The sequence below is a fragment of the Rhodococcus sp. Z6_132 genome, assembly GCF_058133635.1.
Genome location: NZ_JBYUNP010000002.1, coordinates 1,083,923 through 1,105,251, shown reverse-complemented (window position 1 = coordinate 1,105,251; position 21,329 = coordinate 1,083,923). Strand labels below are relative to the sequence as shown.

Annotated in this window: 18 protein-coding genes, 1 pseudogene and 1 riboswitch; of the genes and pseudogenes, 10 read left to right on the top strand and 9 right to left on the bottom strand. The window is 72.9% G+C overall.

Annotated features, from left to right (window positions below; translation table 11 throughout):
* Window positions 1-28 precede the first annotated feature (28 nt).
* The 5 genes from cobN to AC3YO9_RS11880 all read left to right on the top strand — a co-directional run bounded on the left by cobN (window position 29) and on the right by AC3YO9_RS11880 (window position 6,944).
* On the top strand, window positions 29-3,670 hold the full coding sequence (gene cobN, locus AC3YO9_RS11900) for a cobaltochelatase subunit CobN (RefSeq protein WP_489983286.1): 3,642 nt from the start codon (window positions 29-31) through the stop codon (window positions 3,668-3,670).
* A complete protein-coding gene (gene cobF, locus AC3YO9_RS11895; RefSeq protein ID WP_489983285.1) occupies window positions 3,667-4,395 on the top strand; it encodes a precorrin-6A synthase (deacetylating) in 729 nt (242 codons plus the stop codon). Before cobN ends, cobF begins: the two co-directional genes overlap by 4 nt.
* Entirely contained in the window at window positions 4,395-5,828 is a 1,434-nt protein-coding gene (locus tag AC3YO9_RS11890) for a cobyric acid synthase (protein ID WP_489983284.1), read from the top strand. Before cobF ends, AC3YO9_RS11890 begins: the two co-directional genes overlap by 1 nt.
* A complete protein-coding gene (locus AC3YO9_RS11885) occupies window positions 5,825-6,577 on the top strand; it encodes a cobalt-precorrin-6A reductase (protein WP_489983283.1) in 753 nt (250 codons plus the stop codon). The genes AC3YO9_RS11890 and AC3YO9_RS11885 overlap by 4 nt, the downstream gene beginning before the upstream one ends.
* 208 nt (window positions 6,578-6,785) lie before the next feature.
* Window positions 6,786-6,944, top strand: coding sequence for a hypothetical protein (locus AC3YO9_RS11880; protein WP_489983282.1), 159 nt, complete (start codon window positions 6,786-6,788; stop codon window positions 6,942-6,944).
* Between the two features lie 119 nt (window positions 6,945-7,063).
* Here AC3YO9_RS11880 and AC3YO9_RS11875 read toward each other — a convergent pair whose 3' ends face one another.
* Window positions 7,064-7,345 carry a hypothetical protein gene (locus AC3YO9_RS11875; RefSeq protein ID WP_489983281.1) on the bottom strand — a complete coding sequence of 94 codons (282 nt, stop codon included), beginning with the start codon at window positions 7,343-7,345 and terminating at the stop codon, window positions 7,064-7,066.
* Window positions 7,346-7,461: 116 nt separating this feature from the next.
* On the opposite strand from AC3YO9_RS11875, the pseudogene AC3YO9_RS11870 reads away from it, so the two are divergent.
* Window positions 7,462-7,921 (top strand): annotated as a pseudogene (locus tag AC3YO9_RS11870) (AAA family ATPase); the annotation flags it as partial.
* Window positions 7,922-7,949: 28 nt separating this feature from the next.
* Here AC3YO9_RS11870 and AC3YO9_RS11865 read toward each other — a convergent pair.
* The gene (locus AC3YO9_RS11865) at window positions 7,950-9,017 is read right to left on the bottom strand and encodes a zinc-binding dehydrogenase (protein ID WP_489983280.1); all 1,068 of its coding nucleotides are present in this window, start codon (window positions 9,015-9,017) and stop codon (window positions 7,950-7,952) included.
* Between the two features lie 73 nt (window positions 9,018-9,090).
* Here AC3YO9_RS11865 and AC3YO9_RS11860 point away from each other — a divergent pair, with 73 nt between their 5' ends.
* Window positions 9,091-9,666 carry a TetR/AcrR family transcriptional regulator gene (locus tag AC3YO9_RS11860; protein WP_489983279.1) on the top strand — a complete coding sequence of 192 codons (576 nt, stop codon included), beginning with the start codon at window positions 9,091-9,093 and terminating at the stop codon, window positions 9,664-9,666.
* A gap of 9 nt (window positions 9,667-9,675) precedes the next feature.
* Here AC3YO9_RS11860 and AC3YO9_RS11855 read toward each other — a convergent pair whose 3' ends face one another.
* Window positions 9,676-10,689, bottom strand: a complete 1,014-nt coding sequence (locus AC3YO9_RS11855; protein ID WP_489983278.1) for a hemolysin family protein — start codon at window positions 10,687-10,689, stop codon at window positions 9,676-9,678.
* Entirely contained in the window at window positions 10,686-12,056 is a 1,371-nt protein-coding gene (locus AC3YO9_RS11850) for a hemolysin family protein (RefSeq protein ID WP_489983477.1), read from the bottom strand. The genes AC3YO9_RS11855 and AC3YO9_RS11850 overlap by 4 nt, the downstream gene beginning before the upstream one ends.
* A 667-nt stretch (window positions 12,057-12,723) precedes the next feature.
* Between AC3YO9_RS11850 and AC3YO9_RS11845 the strand changes: the two genes are divergently transcribed.
* Window positions 12,724-14,097, top strand: a complete 1,374-nt coding sequence (locus AC3YO9_RS11845; protein WP_127784754.1) for an MFS transporter — start codon at window positions 12,724-12,726, stop codon at window positions 14,095-14,097.
* Window positions 14,098-14,128: 31 nt separating this feature from the next.
* Here AC3YO9_RS11845 and AC3YO9_RS11840 read toward each other — a convergent pair whose 3' ends face one another.
* The 5 genes from AC3YO9_RS11840 to AC3YO9_RS11820 form a co-directional block, all read right to left on the bottom strand.
* On the bottom strand, window positions 14,129-14,362 hold the full coding sequence (locus AC3YO9_RS11840) for a hypothetical protein (RefSeq protein WP_489983277.1): 234 nt from the start codon (window positions 14,360-14,362) through the stop codon (window positions 14,129-14,131).
* Between the two features lie 100 nt (window positions 14,363-14,462).
* Window positions 14,463-14,639, bottom strand: coding sequence for a hypothetical protein (locus tag AC3YO9_RS11835; RefSeq protein ID WP_489983276.1), 177 nt, complete (start codon window positions 14,637-14,639; stop codon window positions 14,463-14,465).
* A gap of 502 nt (window positions 14,640-15,141) precedes the next feature.
* Window positions 15,142-16,479, bottom strand: coding sequence for a cobyrinic acid a,c-diamide synthase CobB (locus tag AC3YO9_RS11830; RefSeq protein ID WP_489983275.1), 1,338 nt, complete (start codon window positions 16,477-16,479; stop codon window positions 15,142-15,144).
* Window positions 16,476-17,090, bottom strand: a complete 615-nt coding sequence (gene cobO, locus AC3YO9_RS11825; RefSeq protein WP_489983274.1) for a cob(I)yrinic acid a,c-diamide adenosyltransferase — start codon at window positions 17,088-17,090, stop codon at window positions 16,476-16,478. Before cobO ends, AC3YO9_RS11830 begins: the two co-directional genes overlap by 4 nt.
* Window positions 17,091-17,131: 41 nt before the next feature.
* Window positions 17,132-19,096, bottom strand: a complete 1,965-nt coding sequence (locus tag AC3YO9_RS11820) for a VWA domain-containing protein (RefSeq protein ID WP_489983273.1) — start codon at window positions 19,094-19,096, stop codon at window positions 17,132-17,134.
* A 23-nt stretch (window positions 19,097-19,119) separates the two neighbouring features.
* Window positions 19,120-19,277, bottom strand: a riboswitch (cobalamin riboswitch).
* Window positions 19,278-19,303: 26 nt separating this feature from the next.
* On the opposite strand from AC3YO9_RS11820, the gene cbiE reads away from it, so the two are divergent.
* Both cbiE and cobM read left to right on the top strand, forming a co-directional pair.
* Complete coding sequence (gene cbiE / locus AC3YO9_RS11815; RefSeq protein ID WP_489983272.1) at window positions 19,304-20,560, top strand: precorrin-6y C5,15-methyltransferase (decarboxylating) subunit CbiE; 1,257 nt, start codon at window positions 19,304-19,306, stop codon at window positions 20,558-20,560.
* A complete protein-coding gene (gene cobM, locus AC3YO9_RS11810; protein WP_489983271.1) occupies window positions 20,557-21,321 on the top strand; it encodes a precorrin-4 C(11)-methyltransferase in 765 nt (254 codons plus the stop codon). The genes cbiE and cobM overlap by 4 nt, the downstream gene beginning before the upstream one ends.
* The last annotated feature ends 8 nt before the right edge of the window (window positions 21,322-21,329 follow it).

Sequence of the window (21,329 nt, the reverse complement as noted above, 5' to 3'; positions counted from 1 at the left end):
CAGGGGCGAGAACCCCGAGGAGAAACCCGTGCGCATCGCGCTGCTCTCAACCTCTGACACCGACCTGCTCTCCGCCCGCGCCAGCGGCGCCGACTACCGGTGGGCCAACCCCGCTCGCCTCGCGGCGCGCAGCTGGGCGGAGGTGACCGCCGACGCCGACCTGGCCGTGGTCCGCATCCTCGGCGGCCCGCAGGACCTCGGTGCGGACTTCACCGCCCTGCGCGCCAGCGGCGTGCCGGTGGTGGTGCTCGGCGGGGAGCAGCAGCCCAGTGCCGAGCTGATGGAGCTGTCCACCGTGCCCATCGGCGTGGCCGCGCAGGCGCACTCCTACCTGGCCGAGGGCGGGCCGGCCAACCTGGCTCAGCTGCACGCGTTCCTGTCCGACACCGTGCTGCTCACCGGGGAGGGCTTCGCCGCGCCGGCCACGGTTCCGGTGTGGGGCTTCGCCGAGCGCGCCCCCGGTGCCGACGGCCTGCCCCGCGTCGGCGTCCTCTACTACCGCGCCCACGAGGTCAGCGGTAACGCCGCCTTCGCGCACGCCCTGGCCGACGCGGTGGACGCCACCGGCCGGGCCGTGGGGGTGCCGATCTTCGCCGGTTCGCTGCGCTCGGCGCCGGAGGAGCTCTACACCGCGCTCGGCGGGCTGGACGCCCTGGTGGTCACGGTGCTGGCTGCGGGAGGAAGCGTGCCGGCCACTGCCTCCGCCGGCGGGGCGGACGAAGCGTGGGACGTGGAGCGGATGGCGGCGCTGGACATCCCGGTGCTGCAGGGGCTGTGCCTGACGTCCACCCGCGCCGAGTGGGCAGCCTCTGACGACGGGGTGACCCCGCTGGACTCCGCCACCCAGATCGCCATCCCGGAGTTCGACGGCCGCATCATCACCGCCCCGTTCTCGTTCAAGGAGATCGACGCCGACGGCCTGCCCCGCTACGTGGCCGACCCCGAGCGGGCCGCCCGAGTGGCGGGCATCGCCGTCAACCACGCCTGCCTGCGCCACGTCCCGCCCGCCCAGCGCAAGGTGGCGCTGATGCTCTCGGCCTACCCCACCAAGCACTCCCGGGTGGGCAACGCGGTGGGGCTGGACACCCCGGTCTCCACCATCCGGCTGCTGCGGCGCCTGCGCGAGGCCGGCTACGACCTGGGCGCACCGGGGGAGATCCCCGGCCTCGACCTCGCCGGTAACACCGAGGCCGGCGACACCGAGGCCGCTGACACCCAGGCCGCTGACACCCAGGCCGCTGACACCCAGGCCGGCGACGCCCTGATCCACGCGCTGATCGCCGCCGGCGGTCAGGACGAGGAGTGGCTCACCGCCGCGCAGCTGACCGACGCGCACGTGCGCATCAGCCCCGCCGACTACCAGCGGTGGACCGCAGACCTGCCCACGGAGCTGATGGACGACGTCGTCGCGGCGTGGGGAGCCGCACCGGGCACGCTGTTCACCAACGACGCCGGCGAGATCGTGCTGGCCACCATCCAGGCCGGCAACGTGGTGCTGCTCATCCAGCCCCCGCGCGGGTTCGGGGAGAACCCGGTGGCCATCTACCACGACCCCGACCTGGCCCCCAGCCACCACTACCTGGCCGCCTACCGCTGGGTGGAGCACGGCTTCGGCGCGCACGCGGTGGTCCACCTGGGCAAGCACGGCTCGATGGAGTGGCTGCCCGGCAAGAACGCGGCGCTGTCAGCGTCCTGCGCCACCGACGCCGCCATCGGCAACCTGCCGCTGATCTACCCGTTCCTGGTCAACGACCCCGGAGAGGGGGCGCAGGCCAAGCGCCGGGCGCACGCCACCATCGTGGACCACCTCATCCCGCCGATGGCGCGGGCGGAGACCTACGGCGACATCGCCCGGCTGGAGCAGCTGCTGGACGAGCACGCCAACATCGCCGCCATGGACCCGGCCAAGCTGCCGTCGGTGCGCGGGGAGATCTGGCAGCTGATGCACGCCGCGGAGATGCACCGCGACCTCGGCCTGGAGGAGCGGCCCGGCGACGAGGAGTTCGACGACTTCCTGCTGCACGTGGACGGCTGGCTCTGCGAGATCAAGGACGCCCAGATCCGCGACGGCCTGCACGTGCTGGGCCAGGCGCCGCAGGGGCAGGCGCGGGTCAACCTGGTGCTGGCCATCCTGCGGGCGGCGCAGGTGTGGGGCGGGCAGTCCCAGGCGGTGCCCGGGCTGCGGGCGGCGCTGGGACTCAAGGCCGACGAGGCGGTCACCGCGGTGGACGCGGTGGAGGAGCGGGCTCGGGCACTGGTGCAGGGCATGGAGGACGCCGGCTGGGTGCCCGACGCCGCGGTGGCGCTGCACGACGACCCGCAGGTGCAGCAGGTGCTGCGCTTCGCCGCCGAGCAGGTGGTGCCGCGGCTGGCCCGGACCACCGACGAGCTGGACGCGGTGCTGCACGCCCTGGACGGCGGGTTCGTCCCCGCGGGGCCGTCGGGCTCCCCGCTGCGCGGCCTGGTCAACGTGCTGCCCACCGGCCGCAACTTCTACACCGTCGACCCCCGCGCCGTGCCCTCACGCCTGGCCTGGCAGACCGGCCAGGCGATGGCCGACTCGCTGCTGCAGCGCTACCTCGACGACACCGGTGAGTACCCGGCCTCGGTGGGGCTGAGCGTGTGGGGCACCAGCGCGATGCGCACCTCCGGCGACGACATCGCCGAGGTCCTGGCGCTGCTGGGCGTGCGACCGGAGTGGGACGAGGCGTCGCGGCGGGTCAGCGACCTGCACGTGGTGCCGCTGGCCGAGCTCGGGCGGCCCCGCATCGACGTCACGGTGCGCATCTCCGGGTTCTTCCGCGACGCCTTCCCGCACGTGGTGGCCATGCTCGACGACGCCGTCCGGCTGGTGGCGGCCCTGGACGAGCCCGACGAGGACAACTACGTGCGCGCGCACAGCCGCGCCGACCTCGCCGAGCACGGCGACCAGCGGCGGGCCACCACCCGCATCTTCGGCTCCAAGCCCGGCTCCTACGGCGCGGGCATCCTGCAGCTGCTGGAGCAGGGCAGCTGGCGCGACGACGCCGACCTCGCCGAGGTGTACACCTCCTGGGGCGGCTTCGCCTACGGCCGCGACCTGGACGGGGTGCCGGCGGCCGACGACATGCGCAGCAGCTACCGGCGCATCGCCGTGGCCGCCAAGAACGTGGACACCCGCGAGCACGACATCGCCGACTCCGACGACTACTTCCAGTACCACGGCGGCATGGTCGCCACCGTCCGTGCGCTCACCGGCACGGCACCGCAGGCCTACGTGGGCGACTCCACCGCACCCGACGCGGTGCGCACCCGCACCCTGCAGGAGGAGACCAACCGGGTGTTCCGCGCCCGAGTGGTCAACCCGCGGTGGATCGGCGCGATGCAGCGCCACGGCTACAAGGGCGCCTTCGAGCTGGCCGCCACGGTGGACTACCTGTTCGGCTTCGACGCCACCGCCGGGGTGGTGCACGACTGGATGTACGCCGCCCTGGCCCAGGAGTACGTGCTGGACCAGACCAACCAGGACTTCATGCGCACGTCCAACCCGTGGGCGCTGCGCGGCATCGTGGAGAAGCTGCACGAAGCCGCCGAGCGGGGCCTGTGGGCCGAGCCGGACCCGCAGCTGCTGGCCGCGATGCAGCAGGTGTACCTGGAGCTGGAGGGCGACCTGGAGGACGGGCCCGCATGAGGCGGCTGGTGGTGATCGGCATCGGCATGGGCCCGCAGCACGTCACCCCGGAGGCCGCGGCTGCACTGTCCTCAGTGGACTACGTGTTGGCCTTTGCCAAGGGCGCTGACGATCCGCTGGTGGCGGTGCGCGCGCAGGTGTGCCACCGCTTCGGTGACGTGCCCCTGGTGGTGGTGCCCGACCCGCCCCGCGACCGCGCCGACCCGGCCGACTACCCCGCGGCAGTGCGTGACTGGCACGCCGCCCGCGTCGCGGCCTACCGCCAGGTGCTCACCGAGCGGCCCGGCGACGTGGCCCTGCTCGCCTGGGGCGACCCGTCGCTGTACGACTCCACCCTGCGGCTGGTCGACGCCCTCGCCGCCACCGACGACCTGGCGGTGGAGGTGGTGGCCGGGATCAGCGCCCCGCAGCTGCTGGCCGCGCGGCACCGCGTGGTGCTGCACGAGGTGGGCCAGCCGGTGCACGTCACCACCGGTCGACGGCTGCGGGAGGCGGTCGACGCGGGACAGGACAATCTGGTGGTGATGCTCAACAGCACCGTCGAGCTGGACGGGCTGGCCGACTGGCAGGTCTGGTACGGCGCGAACCTCGGCGCACCGGGGGAGCAGCTGGTGGCCGGCCGGGTGAGCGACGTGCAGCCCCAGCTGGTGGCTGCTCGGGAGCTGGCTCGCGCCGCCGACGGCTGGGTGATGGACCTGCTGCTGCTGCGCCGGGAGCGGGCCTGATGGCCGGGCTGCTGGTCGCCGGCACCACCTCCGACGCGGGCAAGACGCTGGTGGTCACTGGGCTGTGCCGGGCGCTGGCGCGCCGCGGCGTCCGGGTGGCGCCCTACAAGGCGCAGAACATGTCCAACAACTCCATGGTGGTCACCGGCCCGGACGGCCACGGTGCGGAGATCGGCCGCGCGCAGTGGATCCAGGCGCTCGCCGCCGGCGCCGAGCCCGAGGTGGCGATGAACCCGGTGCTGCTCAAGCCGGGCAGCGACCGGCGCAGCCACGTGGTGCTGCTGGGCCGGCCCGCCGGCGAGGTGTCGGCCCGGGACTTCGTGGACGGTCGTCGCCACCTCGCCGCCACTGCGCACGCCGCCTTCGACGACCTGGCCAGCCGGTACGAGGTGGTGATGGCCGAGGGCGCGGGGAGCCCCGCGGAGATCAACCTGCGCGCCGGTGACTACGTGAACCTGGGTCTGGCCCGGCATGCCGACCTGCCCGCCGTGGTGGTCGGCGACATCGACCGGGGCGGGGTGTTCGCCGCCTTCCTGGGCACCGTGGCCCTGCTGGAGCCGGCCGACCAGGCGCTGGTGGCGGGCTTCGTGGTCAACAAGTTCCGCGGCGACGCCACCCTGCTCGAGCCGGGGCTGCGCCAGCTCGCCGAGCTCACGGGGCGGCGCACCTACGGGGTGCTGCCCTGGCACCCCGACGTCTGGCTGGACTCCGAGGACGCCCTCGACCTGCAGGGGCGTCGAACCCGCGGCTCGGGGCGCAAGGTCGCGGTGGTCCGGCTGCCCCGCATCAGCAACGGCACCGACGTCGACGCGCTGGGCCTGGAGCCCGGCCTGGACGTGGTGTTCGCCTCCGACCCGCGCCAGCTCTCCGACGCCGAGCTCGTGGTGCTGCCCGGCACCCGCGCCACCGTGGCCGACCTGCGCTGGCTGCGCGAGCGGGGTCTGGACCGGGCGGTGCTCGACCACGCCCGGGCCGGACGGCCGGTGCTGGGCATTTGCGGCGGCTGCCAGCTGCTGGGCACCGAGATCGCCGACCCGCACGGCGTGGAGGACCGCCCCGGCGCCGTGGTGCCTGGTCTGGGCCTGCTGGACGTGCGCACCGAGTTCACCCCCGAGAAGGTGCTGCGGCGGCACCATCCGGCGGGCTACGAGATCCACCACGGCCGTCCCACCGGCCAGCTCAGCGCGGGATCGGTCACCGGCACGATGGTGCACGGCAGCCTGGAGGACGACGCCACCCGCAGCGCCTACCTGGCTGGAGCGCTGCCCGGGTGGACCCCGTCCGGGGTGAGCTTCGCCGCCGCCCGGCAGCGGCGCCTCGACCTGCTTGGTGACCTGGTGGAGCAGCACCTGGACGTGGACGCCCTGCTGGCGCTGGCCCGCTCGGGGGCACCGGCGGGTCTGCGGCCGCTGGAGCCGGGGGCGAGCCGGTGAGGGTGCTGGTGCTGGGCGGCACCGCCGAGGCCCGGGCGCTGGCCGCGGCGCTGGTGGCCGAGGGCGTCGAGGTGGTCTCCTCGCTGGCCGGCCGGGTGCAGCGGCCGCGGCTGCCGGTGGGGCAGGTGCGCATCGGCGGCTTCGGCGGGGTGGCGGGACTGCGGGCCTGTGCCGCGGACTTCGACGCCGTGGTGGACGCCACCCATCCCTTCGCCGCCCGGATCACCGCCAACGCGGCCGCCGCCTGTATCGCCACGCCACTGCTGCGCCTGGCCCGCCCTGGCTGGGCGGCCGATGACCCGGGGAGCTGGACGTGGGTGGACTCCCACGAGGAGGCCGCCACCCAGGCCGCGGCCGGCCAGCGGCCGTTCCTCACCGTGGGCCGCCAGGAGCTCGGGCGGTTCGTGGGGCCGCTGGCGGAGCACGCCGTGCTGGCCCGGGTGGTGGACGAGCCGGAGCAGCCGCTGCCACTCGGTTGGCAGCTGTTGCGCAGCCGAGGCCCGTACACAGTGGACGGTGAGCGCGCGGTGCTGGCCGAGCACCGGGCGGATGTGCTGGTCACCAAGGACTCCGGCGGAGTGCACACCCGCGCCAAGCTGCACGCCGCGGCGGAGCTGGGAGTGCCCGTGGTGGTGGTGCGCCGGCCGCCGCTGCCCGCCGGGCTGCGCACGGTGGACGGCGTCGCTGCCGCACTGGCGTGGGTCACTGCTCAGGGCCCGGCTGGCGCGGTTGGTCAGGGTCGGGCGTAGAACGGGGCGTGTTCCGCACCGCACGTGCGCCCAGAGCGTGCGTTCGTCAGGTGGCCCAGTCGCCGAACCACGATGGACCGAAGGAACGCCGCCGTGGTCGAGTGCCGTTGGGGCAGACTGCCGGAGGACCCACGACTGCTCAGTGACCCTGCGCAGCACCGGCGAGTGCGATTGTTCGCCAGCGGTGCACGGAGAAGGTAGGAATCCCATGGAGGACGCAGCCTGGTGGTTGTTGCTGGTCGGCATCGGGTTTTCCCTGACCAACCTGGTCTACAAGAGCACCCGAGGTCGGCAGAACTCACCCAGCCTGGTCCTGCTGAGCGCTGGTGCGCTGCTGCTGTCAGTGCTGCTCTTCATCGCGCTCTAGACACACGGCGGCGGTGCGCGGTGTGCCCGGCCGCGGTGGCGCTCCGAGCTCGGTGCGAGCTCTCGTCGTGCCTGGATCACCGCTGTGCGTCGGCAGCGCGACTCCGACCCCGACCATCACTACTGCGCCGGATTCACACCGGCTTCCTCGTGCCCGCAAGCGGGAGGGGACTGCACTTCGCCCTCGGGGTCAGAGGGGTGCGATCCGGGTCGTGACTCCTCGTCCTCGAGGTACTTGAGGGTGATGGAGATGCCGGTGAAGAGCGCCGCCACCACACCCGCGAAGAGCATGTGCTCGCTCGGACCCCGGAGCGCACCGAACACGACCGCGGCGAGGAGGTAGCCGCCCAGGGGCCCGTAGTTGGCCTTGCGGATCGCTTTCCCCAGCTTTGGGTAGTCCACTGCACCCCGCCTCGTCGTCACCTTCTCCGCCGGCAATGGCCGTCGAGCCTAGGTGGGGAACGGCCCGGGGCGTGGGCGTTTCCAGCAAACGTCCTGCCCTGGCCAGAATGTGTTGGGAGGACCTGCGCGACGTGCTCGTCGACGACGCGGCCCTGCCCCGCGCCGAGCGTGACCCGCACGCCGGACCGTTCGCGCACGTGGTGGTGGACGAGGCGCAGGAGCTGGCCGACGCTGAGTGGCAGATGCTGCTGCGGCGCTGCCCGTCTCGCAGCCTCACCATCGTCGGCGACCGCGCGCAGACCCGGCACGGGTTCCCGGAGTCGTGGCAGCAACGCTTGGCGCGGATCGGGCTGCCCCGTGCGGACGTCGCGCCGTTGAGCATCAACTACCGCAAGCCCACCGAGGTGATGGCTGAGGCGGAGCCGGTGATCCGGGCCGTGCTGCCGACGCCAACGTGCCGACGTCCGTGCGCAGCACCGGTGTACCCGTGACCCACGGCGCGGGGTCCGAGCTTGACTCGGTGCTCGAGTCTGGCTTGCTGCACACGCCGAGGGGATCGCGTGCGTCATCAGCAACCGAGAGGTGGGGGAGCGGGTCACTACACCTAGGGCTGCAGCACGATCTTTCCCACGTGGTTGCGCTGGCCGAGCTCCTCCTGCGCCTGGGCTGCCTGCTCCAGCGGGAAGGTCGCTGCGATCACCGGCTGCACCTGCCCGGCACGCGCGATGTCCATCAGCAGGTCGAAGTGCGCTGGCGTGTGCATGCTGGAGCCGATGAGCTGGATGTTGTGCAGGTAGAGCCGGCGCACGTCGAACGCCACCTCGTGTCCGCCGAGGGCACCGGCGATCACCCACCTGCCGCCCTCGCGCAGCAAGGGCAGCCCCTCGCCGACCAGCTGACCGGCCACCACGTCCAGCACCACGTCGATCCCCTCCGCGGCGAGGGCGCGCGCCTGGTCGATCACGTCGGCGCCGCGGTCGATCACCTCGTGGGCCCCGGCCTCGCGCACGGTCGCCAGCTTGGCGCCACTGCTGACGGCGAGCACCGTGGCGCCGCGGGCCCGGGCCAGCTGCACCGCGGCGAGGCCCACTCCACCGGAGGCGCCGGTGACCAGCACGGTGTCGCCCGCGCGCACCCGACCGCGCTCGATCATGCCCAGCGCCGTGCCGTACGCGGTGGGCAGCGCGGCCAGCTGGGCGTCGGAGAGCGGGGAGCTGGTCACGTCGTGGATGCGCTGGGCCGGCGCGAGCACGTGCTCGGCGTACCCGCCGTCCCACTCGCTGCCCATCAACCCCACCGGGTTCGCGTCGGGCGTCCCGGCGTCGTAGCGCGCGGGGTCGATCACTACCCGACGGCCCACCAGGTCTTCCGCGACGTCCGGACCGGCGGCGGTCACCACCCCCGCGACGTCGGCACCCTGGATGCGCGGAAAGTCGACCGGCCCACGCCACCCCGCCAGTGCGTCCGGATCCCCGGGCAACCCGTAGGCGCCCTGGCGGGTCCACAGGTCTGTGTTGTTCAGGGCCACCGCCCGAACCTGCACCAGCACCTGTCCCGCAGCCGGAGCCGGGACCGGCACCTGCACGACCTCCAGCACCTCCGGTCCACCGTGCGCCGTGATCCGCACCGCCTGCATCATTGCCGCCGCCGACACTGTCTCGGGCACCGTCATGACCAACCTCCATCGCTACACTGATCGGTGAACTGCGCTGGCAACGGTATACCGATCGGTGAAGGAGCGCGACATGGAGACCGATCGACCCCTGACCCCGGCCGGTCAGCGGATCGTGGAGGCCGCCGAGGACCTCTTCTACAACCGGGGCATCACCGCTGTGGGCGTCGACCTCATCGCGGAGCGCTCCGGCGTCACCAAGCGCACCTTGTACAACCAGTTCGGCTCCAAGGACACCGTGGTGCTGGCCTACCTCACCGCCCGCGGGGAGCGCTGGCGTGCGCTGGTGGAGGACACTGTCGCCGCCGCCGGCGACCCGGTGGCGGCGGTGACGGCGCCATTCGTGGCCCTGCAGGAGTGGAGCGCGACGAGCTCCCGTGGCTGCGCGTTCATCAACGCCCTCGCCGAGCTGCCCGAGCCGGCGCACCCCGCGCACCGCCTGGCCGTCGAGCAGAAGCACTGGCTGCTGAACCTCTTCCAGCGCCTGGCCACCGCGGCCGGCTGCACCCAGCCCGATCAGCTGGCGACGAAGCTCCTGGTGCTGCACGAGGGGGCGCTGGCCACGCAGCCCCTCGGCCTGGACACCCTGCACGCGAGCACCGCGCTGGCCCGCGACCTCACGCTGGCCAGCAGCCCGGCCGCCCGGTGACCGCCCGTCTCACCCCGCCGCGACGGTGCGTGGGAACAGCCGGGCCAGCACGTCGGCGAGGGTGATCACCCCCGCCACCGACGTGCCGTCGGTGACCACCGCCAGGTGGTTGCGGGTCTCCCGCATCGAGGCCAGCGCCACGTAGACCGGGGTGTGCGGCTCGAGGGTGAACACCGGCCGCATGAGCTCGACGACGGGACGCTCCACGGGCTGGTTGAGGGTGTCGCGCACGTGCACCACGCCGTGCACGGTGTGTCGGTCACCCACCAGGATGCGCAGGTGCCCGGAGGAGCGGGTGGCCGTCTGCACGTCGGCGACCGTGGCCTCCACCGGCACCGTGGTGGGCGCGCCGGGGGCGGTGAGCAGGTCGCTCACCGTGAGCGTCTGCAGGTCCAGGGCGCCGGAGAGCTGGGCGAAGTACGACGGGTCCAGGGCTCCCACGTTGGCGGAGTGCTCCACCAGGTGACGCAGGTCGTCCGGGCTCTGTCCCGACTCGACCTGGCCGGTCGGTTCCACCCCCACCTTGCGCAGGCACCAGTTGGCCATGTTGTTGAGCCCGGTCAGCAGCGGACGGGTCAGCCACATGAAGCCGCGCATCGGGATGGCCAGCAGGGTGGCCGAGGTCTCCGGGTGGGCGATCGCCCAGGACTTCGGGGCCATCTCACCGACCACCAGGTGCAGGAACGTCACGATGACCAGGGCCAGGACGAACCCGCCGACGTCGGCGACCCACAGCGGCGCCCCCCACGACTCGAAGGCAGGGGTGAGCCAGTGATGCACCGCGGGCTTGGTGATGGCGCCGAGCGCCAAGGTGCACGCGGTGATGCCCAGCTGGGAGCCGGCCAGCAGCACGGTCAGCTCGGTGGAGCTGCGCAGCGCGGCGCGGGCCGAGCGGCTGTTGGCGGCGGCGTCCTCCAGGCGGTGCCGCTTGGCGGCGAGCAGCGCGAACTCGACGGCGACGAAGAACGCGCTGAGCGCGATGATGACGACGGTGACGGCGACGATCACCCAGGGGCTGCTCATCGGTCTTCCTCCCCAGCTGGGTCGGCCGGGAAGACCACGCGGACCAGGGACGGCACGTGCCGGTCGATCTCGATCACCTCGACGCGCAACCAGGCCGGCACGGGATCGTCGGCAAGGGCTAGGTCGGCGGGATCCAGAGGCAGCTCGACGTCGATGCGCGTCCCGGGCTCGGGCAGGGCGCCGTGCTGGTCGATGGCCAGTCCGGCGATGGTCTCGTAGTCACCGCGTGGCAGGTCACGGCCGATGGCGCGCTCCACCTCGTCGATGTGGATGTCGCCGGCCATCACCCACGTGCCGTCGTCGTCGCGCGGCACGATGGTGGGGGTGGCGGGATCGTGCTCGTCGGTGATCTCACCCACCAGCTCCTCGGCGAGGTCCTCGGCGGTGAGCACGCCGGCGAACCCGCCGTACTCGTCGATCACGCAGGCCAGCTGGTTGCGGGTCTCGGTCAGCTCGCGCAGCGCGTCGGGCAGGCTCATCGCGGTCGGGAGCACCACCGCGGGTCGCATGAAGTCGCGGGCCGGGGTGGAGTCGGGCTGCGTGGCGCTCAGCACGTCGACCAGGTGCACCACGCCGGCGACCTGCTCGTCGTCGGTGAGCACCGGGTAGCGGGAGTGCCCGCTCGCCATCTGGGCGCGCACCTGCGCGAGGGAATCGGTGACGTGCACGACATCCACCCGGGAGCGGGGGACCATCGCGTGCTCGGCGTCGCGGTCCGGGAAGTCCAGGATGCGGTCGAGGAGCACGGAGAGCTCGCCCGGCAGGTCCCCGCTCTGGCGGGAGTCGGCCACGATGTGCTCGAGGTCGCGGGCAGTGGCGGAGTGCTCCAGGTCGTGCACCGGCTCGATCCGCAGCGCCCGCAGCAGCAGGTTGGAGGCCTGGTCGAAGATCGCGATGAGCCACCCGAAGACCGCCAGGTAGACGGTGGTGGAGCGAGCCAACCACAGCGCGACCGGTTCGGGCCGGGCGATGGCCAGGTTCTTGGGGAACAGCTCGCCGAAGAGCATCTGGATGAACGTGGAGAACACCAGTGCCAGCACCGTGCCCACCGCGATGCCCACGCCGGTGGGCACCGAGACTCCACCGAGCGCGTCACCAATGGACTCACCGACCAGCGGCTCGGCGACGTAGCCGACCAGCAACCCGGTGACGGTGATGCCCAGCTGGGCGCCGGAGAGCATGAAGGACGTCCGCTTGGTGACCGCCAGGGCACGCTGGGCGCCGGCGTCTCCGGCGGTGGCTCGCGCGCCCAGCCGGGAGCGGTCGACCGCCATGTACGCGAACTCCTGGGCCACGAAGTAGCCCGTGACCGCGGTGATGGCCAGGATCACCAGGACGCCCAGCAGCAGTGTCAACACCCACATCAGGCTCTGCACCCCCTTGTCGCAGCACTGGTGGCCGGCACAAGGGGGTTCGTACTGTCTGCGTCCATGTCTCTCTCAGGTCGTGGGGCAGGGTCGACAGCGCAACGACTCTGCGCCGCGCCTGGTTCCCGAACCAGCTCACGTTATGGGCGAATTGCCCGGTTCCGATCGTACGGGTCAGCTGGCTCGTCCAGCACCTCCCGTGCCGTCGAACCTCGGGGACCTGGGACGTCCCGCTCAGCGGATGAGGGTTTTTGACCGGCTCTCCGCGGTCGCCCTACCGTCAGGCGTCATGCGCCAGACCACGGTCACCGGCCTGATGCACCCACGGTGACCCGCACCGTGCGGAGCTTCGCTCACGTCGGCGCCACGGCGGCGCAGCTCGACCACGCGTCCTCCGACCGACCGTCCTGAGGACGACCACCACAACACGATCTGTGCCAGCCCGCCGGCTGGCCGCGCGGCCGAAGGCGGCCGGCAGATCCGACCATGCACGACGCCCAGGCCGACAGCGCTGCTGCCCCGGCTGTGCTGACGTGCGCACGCACCCTGCCGAAGGACCACCGTGACGCTGCCACCACCCGCTCCCGTGCCCGCCGACCATGCTGGCAGCAGCACCGAGACCTCCCCGGCGCTGCGCGGCCGCTTCGCTCGACAGCGCCCCGCGTGGGTGATCATCGCCGTGCTGGTGGCGGTGGAGGTCATCAGCGCGTTCGAGACGTCGATGGTGTTCGCGGCGCTGCCCACGTTCATCGAGGAGTTCGACAGCGACGCCGCCACCGTGGGCTGGGCCGTCACCGCCTTCCTGCTGGTGGCTGCGGCCTCGGCCGCGGTCTGCGGACGCCTCGGGGACATGTACGGCCGGGAGCGCGTGCTCGTCGTCCTGCTGGCCGCCGCCGCCATCGGCTCGTTCGTCAGCGCGATCGGCGACAGCATCAGCAGCATCATCATCGGCCGCGCCATCCAGGGCGTCGCCGGCGCGATCCTCCCGCTGTGCATCGGCCTGGCTCGGGAGCACCTGCCCGTCGCCAAGGTGCCGGTGGCCATCGCGATCATCTCTGGCTCCGCCGTCGCCGCCGGTTCGGCCTCGCTGCTGGTGGCCGGCCTGATGCTCGACCACGCCAGCTGGCACATGATCTTTGTCGTCGCCGCCGTCTACGCCGTGCTGTCCCTGCTGCTGGTGTGGTTCGTGCTGCCGTGGCGCCGGCCGACCGGCGCCACGCAGCAGGTGGACTACGTCGGCACCCTGGCGTTCGCGCCGGCCATCGGGGCGATCCTGCTGGGCATCAACAAGTCCGGCGCCTGGGGCTGGAGCGACCCCAAGACCCTCGGCCTGGTGGTCGGTGGCCTGGCCGTGCTGGCCCTCTGGGTGCAGTGGGAGCTGCGGGTGACCGATCCGGTCATCAACGTGCGGATGTTCACCGACCGCAAGATCGCGCTGACGATGTGCGCGACCCTGGCGATCGCCGTCGGCCCGCTGGGCATCTCCACGATGATCATCCCGATGATCCTGCAGTCGCCGACGACCGCGCCGTTCGGACTGGGGATCTCACCCACCGACGCTGGGTGGCTGAGCTTCATCGGGTCGATGTTCGGCTTCGTGTGTACTCCGCTCAGCGGGCGCATCACGCGGGCGGTCGGCTCGCGGGTGGCGATGCTGCTGGGCACCGCGCTGTTCACCCTGAGCAGCGCGATGATGCTGGTGCTGCACGAGACGGTCGCCGGCATGGTCGCGATGGTGATCACCGTGTCCATCGGCACCGCCTTCGCCTACACCGCGCTGCCCAACCTGATCGTCGAGGCGGTGCCCGAGGGCAACACCAGCGAGGTGACCGGCACCAACACCGTGCTGCGCATGGCGGGCCAAGGCATCGGCACGTCCATCGCCACCACGCTGCTGGCCTCCTCCGCCGCGGCCGCCGGCAGCGCCGCGCCCACGATCAGCGGTCTGAACATGGTGGGCGGGCTGATGATCGGCGGTGGGCTGCTGACCATCGCCTTCACCCTGCTGATCCGCCGCGGCACCGTCTACGCCAAGGCCTGATCCAGGGGGCAGTGCACGCGAGCGGCGTGAGCTACTGGTTGCGGAAGATGACGAGCGCCACGACTCCCACTGCCGCCATTGCCAGTGCGCCGAGAACTGTGAACTTGAGCCAAAACTCGGAGTCCTTGTTCTTGAAAGCGCGTGGCACGGTTAGCGCACTGTTAGCATGGTCCGCAAGCATCCTGCTATAGGGTTTTCTGAAGACGATGATCAATGCAGCGACAGCGACGATCAGTGCTGGGATGGACCAGGCTGGAAAGCTCATCGTTCAGTGCTCCTGAGAGAGTTGTTGCACGTGGATCGGGTTTCCGTCCTGCGCTGTCGCGGCCGAGGGGATCGTCGTCGGGTGCGACAGCGAGCCCCGGCTACTGCCGACGGCGACGGGGGAGGTCGTGCACGACGAGGAGTACGCCCAGGCCGCTCAGCGCGTAGACCAGGCGCAGGATCATTCCGCCGCCAATGTCGGTCGGGTCGCCGATCTTGTCGACGTCAGCAACACGAAGCAGGAGCACCAGTGCGACCCGGCAGCCCAGCACCACCACAGGTGACTCAAGATCTGTCGATTATCCCAATGGCAACGGCCAAGGTCGGCCCGGCTGCCAAGAAGAGGCAGGCAACGACCATCCAGGCCCTCGTGTAGGCCGCACCACTGAGGCGGCCATCAAGCGTGTTCGCCGAGTGTCGCTCCATTGGGCGCCGGAACATTATCATGAGAACGCCAATAATTACCGCGCCAATGCCCATGGGTAAACCGTTCGGACTCATGAAGCGCCCATCCACCCTTTCGATAGAAGTCGTCCAAGCAATTTTCCGGCAGCGGGGGGACGGATCTAGCCACGAAGCGGGTTGCTCCCAACCTGAGCGATCAGAAAGGTACACACTTCACTGTCAGTTCACAACGGCAACTGTGGGGAGCGCTGGCCTTGCATCTGCTCGTCACAGCTCGAGAAGTGCACTGCCCCGTGGAGGCTGTTCGCCGTGCACGTTCTCATGCACGTGGCTTCAGCCGACCGCAGTCCTGACAACTTCGGAGTGCTGCCCCGGTCACATCCGCGCGTGCACCGCGTCGGCGAAGCGCTGCGCCAGCTGGGGGTGCCCGGCCCAGTGGGTGTGCAGGTAGGAGGCGTGCAGCGTCGGCCCGGTGTGCCCGATCACCACGCCGTCCACGATCCACGCCGGGGCATCCCCGGCCTGCGGGATGGTGTGGGTGCGGTGGAACTCGTGCCCGGTGACGCACTCGCCGGCGCGGGTGAGCAGCGAGTCGGTGGCGGCCCGCGCCACCGGGTAGCGCAGGGTGAGCCGGTCGGTCATCGCCGCGTCGGCGTCCAGCACCCCGGCCATCGGGTGCTCGTCCAGGGCGCGCGAGAGGTACAGCAACCCGGCGCACTCGGCCACGGTGGGCACCCCGTCGGCCACGGCGGCGGCGATCGCCCGGCGCAGCGGCTCGTTGGCCGACAGCTCCGCGGCGTGCACCTCTGGGAACCCGCCACCCAGGTACAACCCGGCGGTCCCGGCGGGCAGCGCCGCGTCGGCCAGCGGGTCGAAGGGCACCACCTTGCAGCCGGCGGCGGCCAGCAGCTCGTCAGTCTCGGTGTAGCGGAAGGTGAACGCACGCCCGCCGGCCACCGCCACCACCGGCCGCCGCGCCGATGCTGCGGTGACCTCCGCCGCCGGGTCCCACGCCGGGGCGTCCAGGTCGGGGGCGGTGCGGGCCAGGGCGAGCACGGCGTCGAGGTCGACGTGCTCGGTGATCTGTTCGGCCAGCCGGTCCAGGGCAGCGGCGGAGAGCTCCCGCTCCGCGGCGGGCACCAGGCCGAGGTGGCGCGACGGGGCGGCCACCGCCTGGTCGCGGGGCAACGTGCCCAGCACCGGCAGGTCGATGGCGGCGGCCACCTCCGCGGCGTGCCGCGGGGAGCCGGCCTTGTTCAGGATGACGCCACGGACCTCCGTGGCGGAGTCCCAGGTGGCCAGGCCGTGCACCACGGCGGCGATGGTGCGCGAGGCACGGGAGATGTCCACCACCAGCACCACCGGGGTGCGGGTCAGCGCGGCGACGTGGGCGGTGGAGGCGAAGCCGTGGCCGCCGTTGCGCCCGTCGAACAGACCCATCACCCCCTCCACCACCGCCACGTCAGCCCCCGCAGCGCCGTGCAGCAGCAGCGGGACCACCCGGCCCTCGCCCACCAGGTGCGGGTCGAGGTTGCGGCCGGGCCGCCCGCAGGCCAGCGCGTGGTAGCCGGGGTCGATGTAGTCCGGGCCCACCTTGTGCCCGCTCACCACGTGCCCGGCGCGGGTGAGCGCGGCCATCAGCCCGGTGGCCACGGTGGTCTTGCCCTGCCCCGTGCCGGGCGCGGCCAGCACCAGCCGGGGCAGCGCGCTCACCACTCGATGCCCCGCTGACCCTTCTGCCCGGCGTCCATCGGGTGCTTCACCTTGGCCATCTCGGTGACCAGGTCGGCCACCTCCACCAGGCGGGGATCGGCGCGGCGGCCGGTGACCACCACGTACTGGTGGCCGGGCCGGTTGGCCAGCGTCTGCACCACGTCGTCGACGTCCACCCAGCCCCACTGCATCGGGTAGGTGAACTCGTCGAGGACGTACAGGTCGTGGGTCTGGGCGGCCAGGCGGCGCTTGACCTCCGCCCACCCCTCCGCGGCCGCGGCGGCGTGGTCGTCCTCGCTGCCGGCCTTGCGGCTCCACGACCAGCCCGCGCCCATCTTGTGCCACTGCACCGGCCCGCCCTCGCCGGTCTCCTCGTGCAGCCGGCCCAGCCGCTCCAGCACGGTCTGCTCGCCGATGCGCCACTTGGCCGACTTCACGAACTGGAACACCCCGACGTTCCAGCCCTGGTTCCAGGAGCGGATGGCCAGGCCGAACGCGGCGGTGGACTTCCCCTTCCCGTCTCCGGTGTGGACCATCAGCAGCGGCCGGTTGCGGCGCTGGCGGGTGCTGAGCCCGTCGTCGGGCACGGTGGTGGGCTGTCCTTGCGGCATGGGTGACCTCGTCTGGTGTCGGAAGAAGATGGTGGCTGCGCTCAGGCAGCGGTGCGGGCGAGACCGGTGAGCACGTCCGCGCTCACCCGGCCCACCGAGACGTGCTCGGCGCGCAGGTGCTGGGCCAGCACAGCGGCCAGTCCCAGGCGCAGCGCACCGCTCTCGCAGTCCACGACAACGCTCGCGACGTCACGGGCGGCCAGCCGATCGGCGGCCGTGCGGGAGCGGGCCACGGCGTCGGCCCCGGCGGTGGCGCGGCCGTCGGTGACCACCACCAGCAGCGGGCGACGGGCCGGGTCGCGGCGCGCCTCGACGTCGAGCACCCGGGCCGCCTCGAGCAACCCCTCGGCCAGCGGGGTGCGCCCACCGGCGGGCATCGTCTGCAGCCGGGCGGCGGCCGCGTCGGTGGACCCGGTGGGCGGCAGCAGCAGCTGAGCACCGCTGCCGGAGAACGTGACCAGCCCGACCTTGTCGCGGCGCTGGTAGGCGTCCAGCAGCAGGGACAGGATGGCCGTCTTCACCTGCTCCATCCGCTTGCGCGCAGCCATCGAGCCGGAGGCGTCCACGCAGAACAGCACCAGGTTGGACTCCCGGCCCTCGCGCACCGCCACCCGCAGGTCCGCCGGCTGCAGCCGCAGCCGGCCCTCGGTGCGGCCGCGGGCACCCTGGTGGGGGACCGCGGCGAGCACGGCGCCCAGCAGGTCCAGCGGGCCGTCACTGCCGGCGCGGCGCCCCACCCGGCGACCGGAGCTGGTCAGGGCCCGACTGCGGCGACCCGCGGCATCGGTGCCGGTGCCGGCCACGGCGAAGAGGCGGGAGCGGTACGGCGTGCCCGCCGAGGCGGTGCTGGGGGCAGCGCCGGCGGGTGCCTCGGTGTCAGCGTCGTGGCTGTCCTGCGGGGCTTGGGCGGGGCCGTCATCCGCAGCCTCGTCACCGTCACCGGGGCCGTCTGGTGTCGGCGGGTCGGGCTCGGGGTCGCTCTCCGCCAGCAGTTGGTCGAGCTGGTCGGTGTCCAGGCCGGGGGAGTCGAAGGGGGTGCGCCGCCGCCGGTGTGGCAGGGCGAGGCGGGCTGCGGCGCGGATGTCCTCCCGGGTGACGGCGCTGCGCCCGCACCAGGCGGCGTGGGCCACGGCGGTGCGGGCGGTGACGATGTCGCCGCGCAGCCCGTCCACGTCGAAAGCGGCGCACACCTCGGCGATGGCCAGCAGCGCGGAGTCGGTCAGCGTCACCGCACGGACCCGCTCTCGGGCGGTCTGGATCCGCTCGCGCAGCGCGTCCTCGGCCGGCTGGTAGGACGCGGTGAACCCGGCGGGGTCGGCGTCGAAGGCCAGGCGGCGGCGCACCACGGCCACCCGGGCCTTGGCCTCGCGGGGTGCGGCCACGTCCACGGCCAGGCCGAAGCGGTCGAGCAGCTGTGGGCGGAGCTCGCCCTCCTCGGGGTTCATGGTGCCCACCAGCACGAACCGGGCGTCGTGGGCCAGCGACACCCCGTCGCGCTCCACCGTGGCCCGTCCGGTGGCGGCGGCGTCGAGCAGCAGGTCGACCAGGTGGTCGTGCAGCAGGTTCACCTCGTCGACGTAGAGGATCCCGCGGTGCGCGCGCGCCAGCAGGCCGGGCTCGTACTCCGCGCGACCCTGGGCCAGCGCCCGCTCCAGGTGCAGCGAGCCGACGAGGCGGTCCTCAGTGGCCCCGACGGGCAGCTCCACCAGGCGCACCGGCCGGCTCTGCACGGTGCCGCCCGCGCCGTCCGGGGACACCGCGGCGGGATCGTGCGGATCGGCGGAGAACCGGTCACCGGACCAGACGTCGATGGGCGGAAGCACCCCCGCCAGGGCCCGGACCGCAGTGGACTTGGCGGTGCCCTTCTCCCCGCGCACCAGCACGCCGCCGATCTCCGGGGAGACCGCGCTGAGCACCAGCGCGAGGGCCAGGTCGGGGAGGTTCTGCAGGTCCTCGGACCCGACCAGGGCGGAAAATGGGTACACGAAAGGCTGGTGCTGTGGCATGGGAGGCTCCCGCTCGTCCGCCATCGGATAGGAGCCACAAGGCCGGTCTTCGGACTTCCTGGATCTCGGTTCGCACCTCGTCCAGGTCACCGCAGCGGGCCTGTGCCGGACTCTCACCGGCTTCCCAGATTCTCCCGTCAACCCGACCTGTCGGGGTCGGACCTCGGGGCACCTCGTGGCTGTGGGGTGAGGGTAGCGTCTGCCGCCATGCCTGCCCCCACCCCCCGTTGCGCGGGTCACCCGCCGACGCCTCCGCTGCTGGTGGTGGGCGTCGGCGCGGACGGCTGGGAGAGCCTGGCGGAGGGGGTCCGCGCCCGCGTCCGCGAGGCCGAGGTGCTGCTCGGCGGAGCCCGCCACCTGGGGTTGGTGCCCTCCGACGTCACCGCGCTGCGCGAGCCGTGGCCGGCCCCGCTGCGCGCGGGTCTACCCGCCTTGCTGGCCCGGCACGCCGGCCGTCGGGTGGTGGCGCTGGCCTCCGGTGATCCGCTGGTCTCCGGCGTCGCCACCACGCTGGTGGAGCTGCTCGGGGCCGAGCGGGTGCAGGTGCTGCCGGCGGTGTCCTCGGTGTCGCTGGCCCGGGCCCGGATGGGCTGGTCGGCGGAGTCGACCACTGTGGTCACCGTGGTGGGGCGCGACCTGCACGCGGTGCTGCGCGAGCTGGCCCCCGGCCACCGGGTGCTGGTGCTCTCCGCTGACGAGCGCACCCCGGCCGCGCTGGCGGCGCTGCTCACCACCCACGGCTACGGCGCGTCGGTGATGACCGTCCTCGGTGACCTGGGCGCACCCACCGAGAGCCGCACCGAGGCCACCGCCGAGCAGTGGTCCGGGCCGGCCCCGCGGCTGCACGTCATCGCACTGCAGCTGGCCGGCCCGGTGGTCTCCAGCTGGGCAACCGGCTTGCCGGACAGCGATTTTGAGCACGACGGGCAGCTGACCAAGCGTGACCTGCGGGCCAGTGCGCTGTCCCGCCTGGTACCGCACCCCGGGGCGCTGCTGTGGGACGTCGGGGCCGGCGCTGGCTCAGTGGGCATCGAGTGGATGCGGGCGCACCCCACGTGCCGGACCATCGCCGTGGAGTCCCACCCCGACCGGGCCGCACGGGTGCGGCGCAACGCCGCGAGCCTCGGCGTGCCGGGGCTGGTGGTGGTCGAGGCTCGGGCGCCGGACGCGCTGGAAGGTCTGTCCGCACCGGACGCGATCTTCGTCGGCGGCGGTGCCACCCGGGCGGGCGTGCTCGAGCGGTGCCAGGCCGCGCTGCGCCCGGGCGGGCGGCTGGTGGTGCACGGAGTGACCCTGCAGACCGAGACGGTGCTCGCCCAGGCCCACGCCACCCACGGCGGGGAGCTGACCCGGCTGGCCATCGAGCACGCCGCCCCGGTGGGCACCTTCACCGGGTGGACCCCTGCCCGCACCGTCACCCAGTGGGCCTGGACCCGCCCCGCCGCAGAGGAGTACCCGTCGTGACCGTGCACTTCGTCGGAGCCGGCCCCGGGGCCGCCGACCTGCTCACCCTGCGTGCGGCGCGGATGCTCGCCGACGCCGACGTGGTGCTCTACCCGGGCACGTACCTCGACGCCGAGGTGCTCAGCCACTGCCGCGAGGACGCCGAGCTGGTGGACACCCAGCACCTCGACCTCGACGCCATCACCGCGCACCTGGTGGCCGGGCACGAGCGTGGTCACGACGTGGTGCGGCTGACCTCGGGCGATCCATCGGTGTACTCCGCGCTGGCCGAGCAGACCCGCCGGCTGGACGCGGCAGGGGTGTCGTGGGACGTGACGCCGGGGGTGGCGGCGTACGCGGCCGCGGCGGCCCGGGTGGGGCGGGAGCTGACCGTGCCGCTGGTGGCGCAGTCGGTGGTGCTCACCCGCGCCCAGGCCCGCTCCACCCCGATGCCCGACACCGAGTCGCTGGGCGCGTTTGCGGCCACCCGGGCCACCCTGGTGCTGCACCTGACCATCGCCCGCACCCGTGCGGTGATGGCCGAGCTGGCGGGGGAGTACGGCGCCGACTGCCCGGTGGTGGTGGTCTACCGCGCCAGCCAGCCCGAGGAGCTGGTGCTGCGCGGCACCGTGGGCGACATCGCCGACCAGGTGGAGGCCGCCGGGCTGCGCCAGGCCGCGATCATCCTGGTGGGCCGGGCGCTGGAGCCGGCCTCCGGTGGCGAGTCCTACCTGTATGACCCGGCGCGGACCCGTCCGCCCTCGGCCGGTCCGCCGTCATGAGCCTCGAC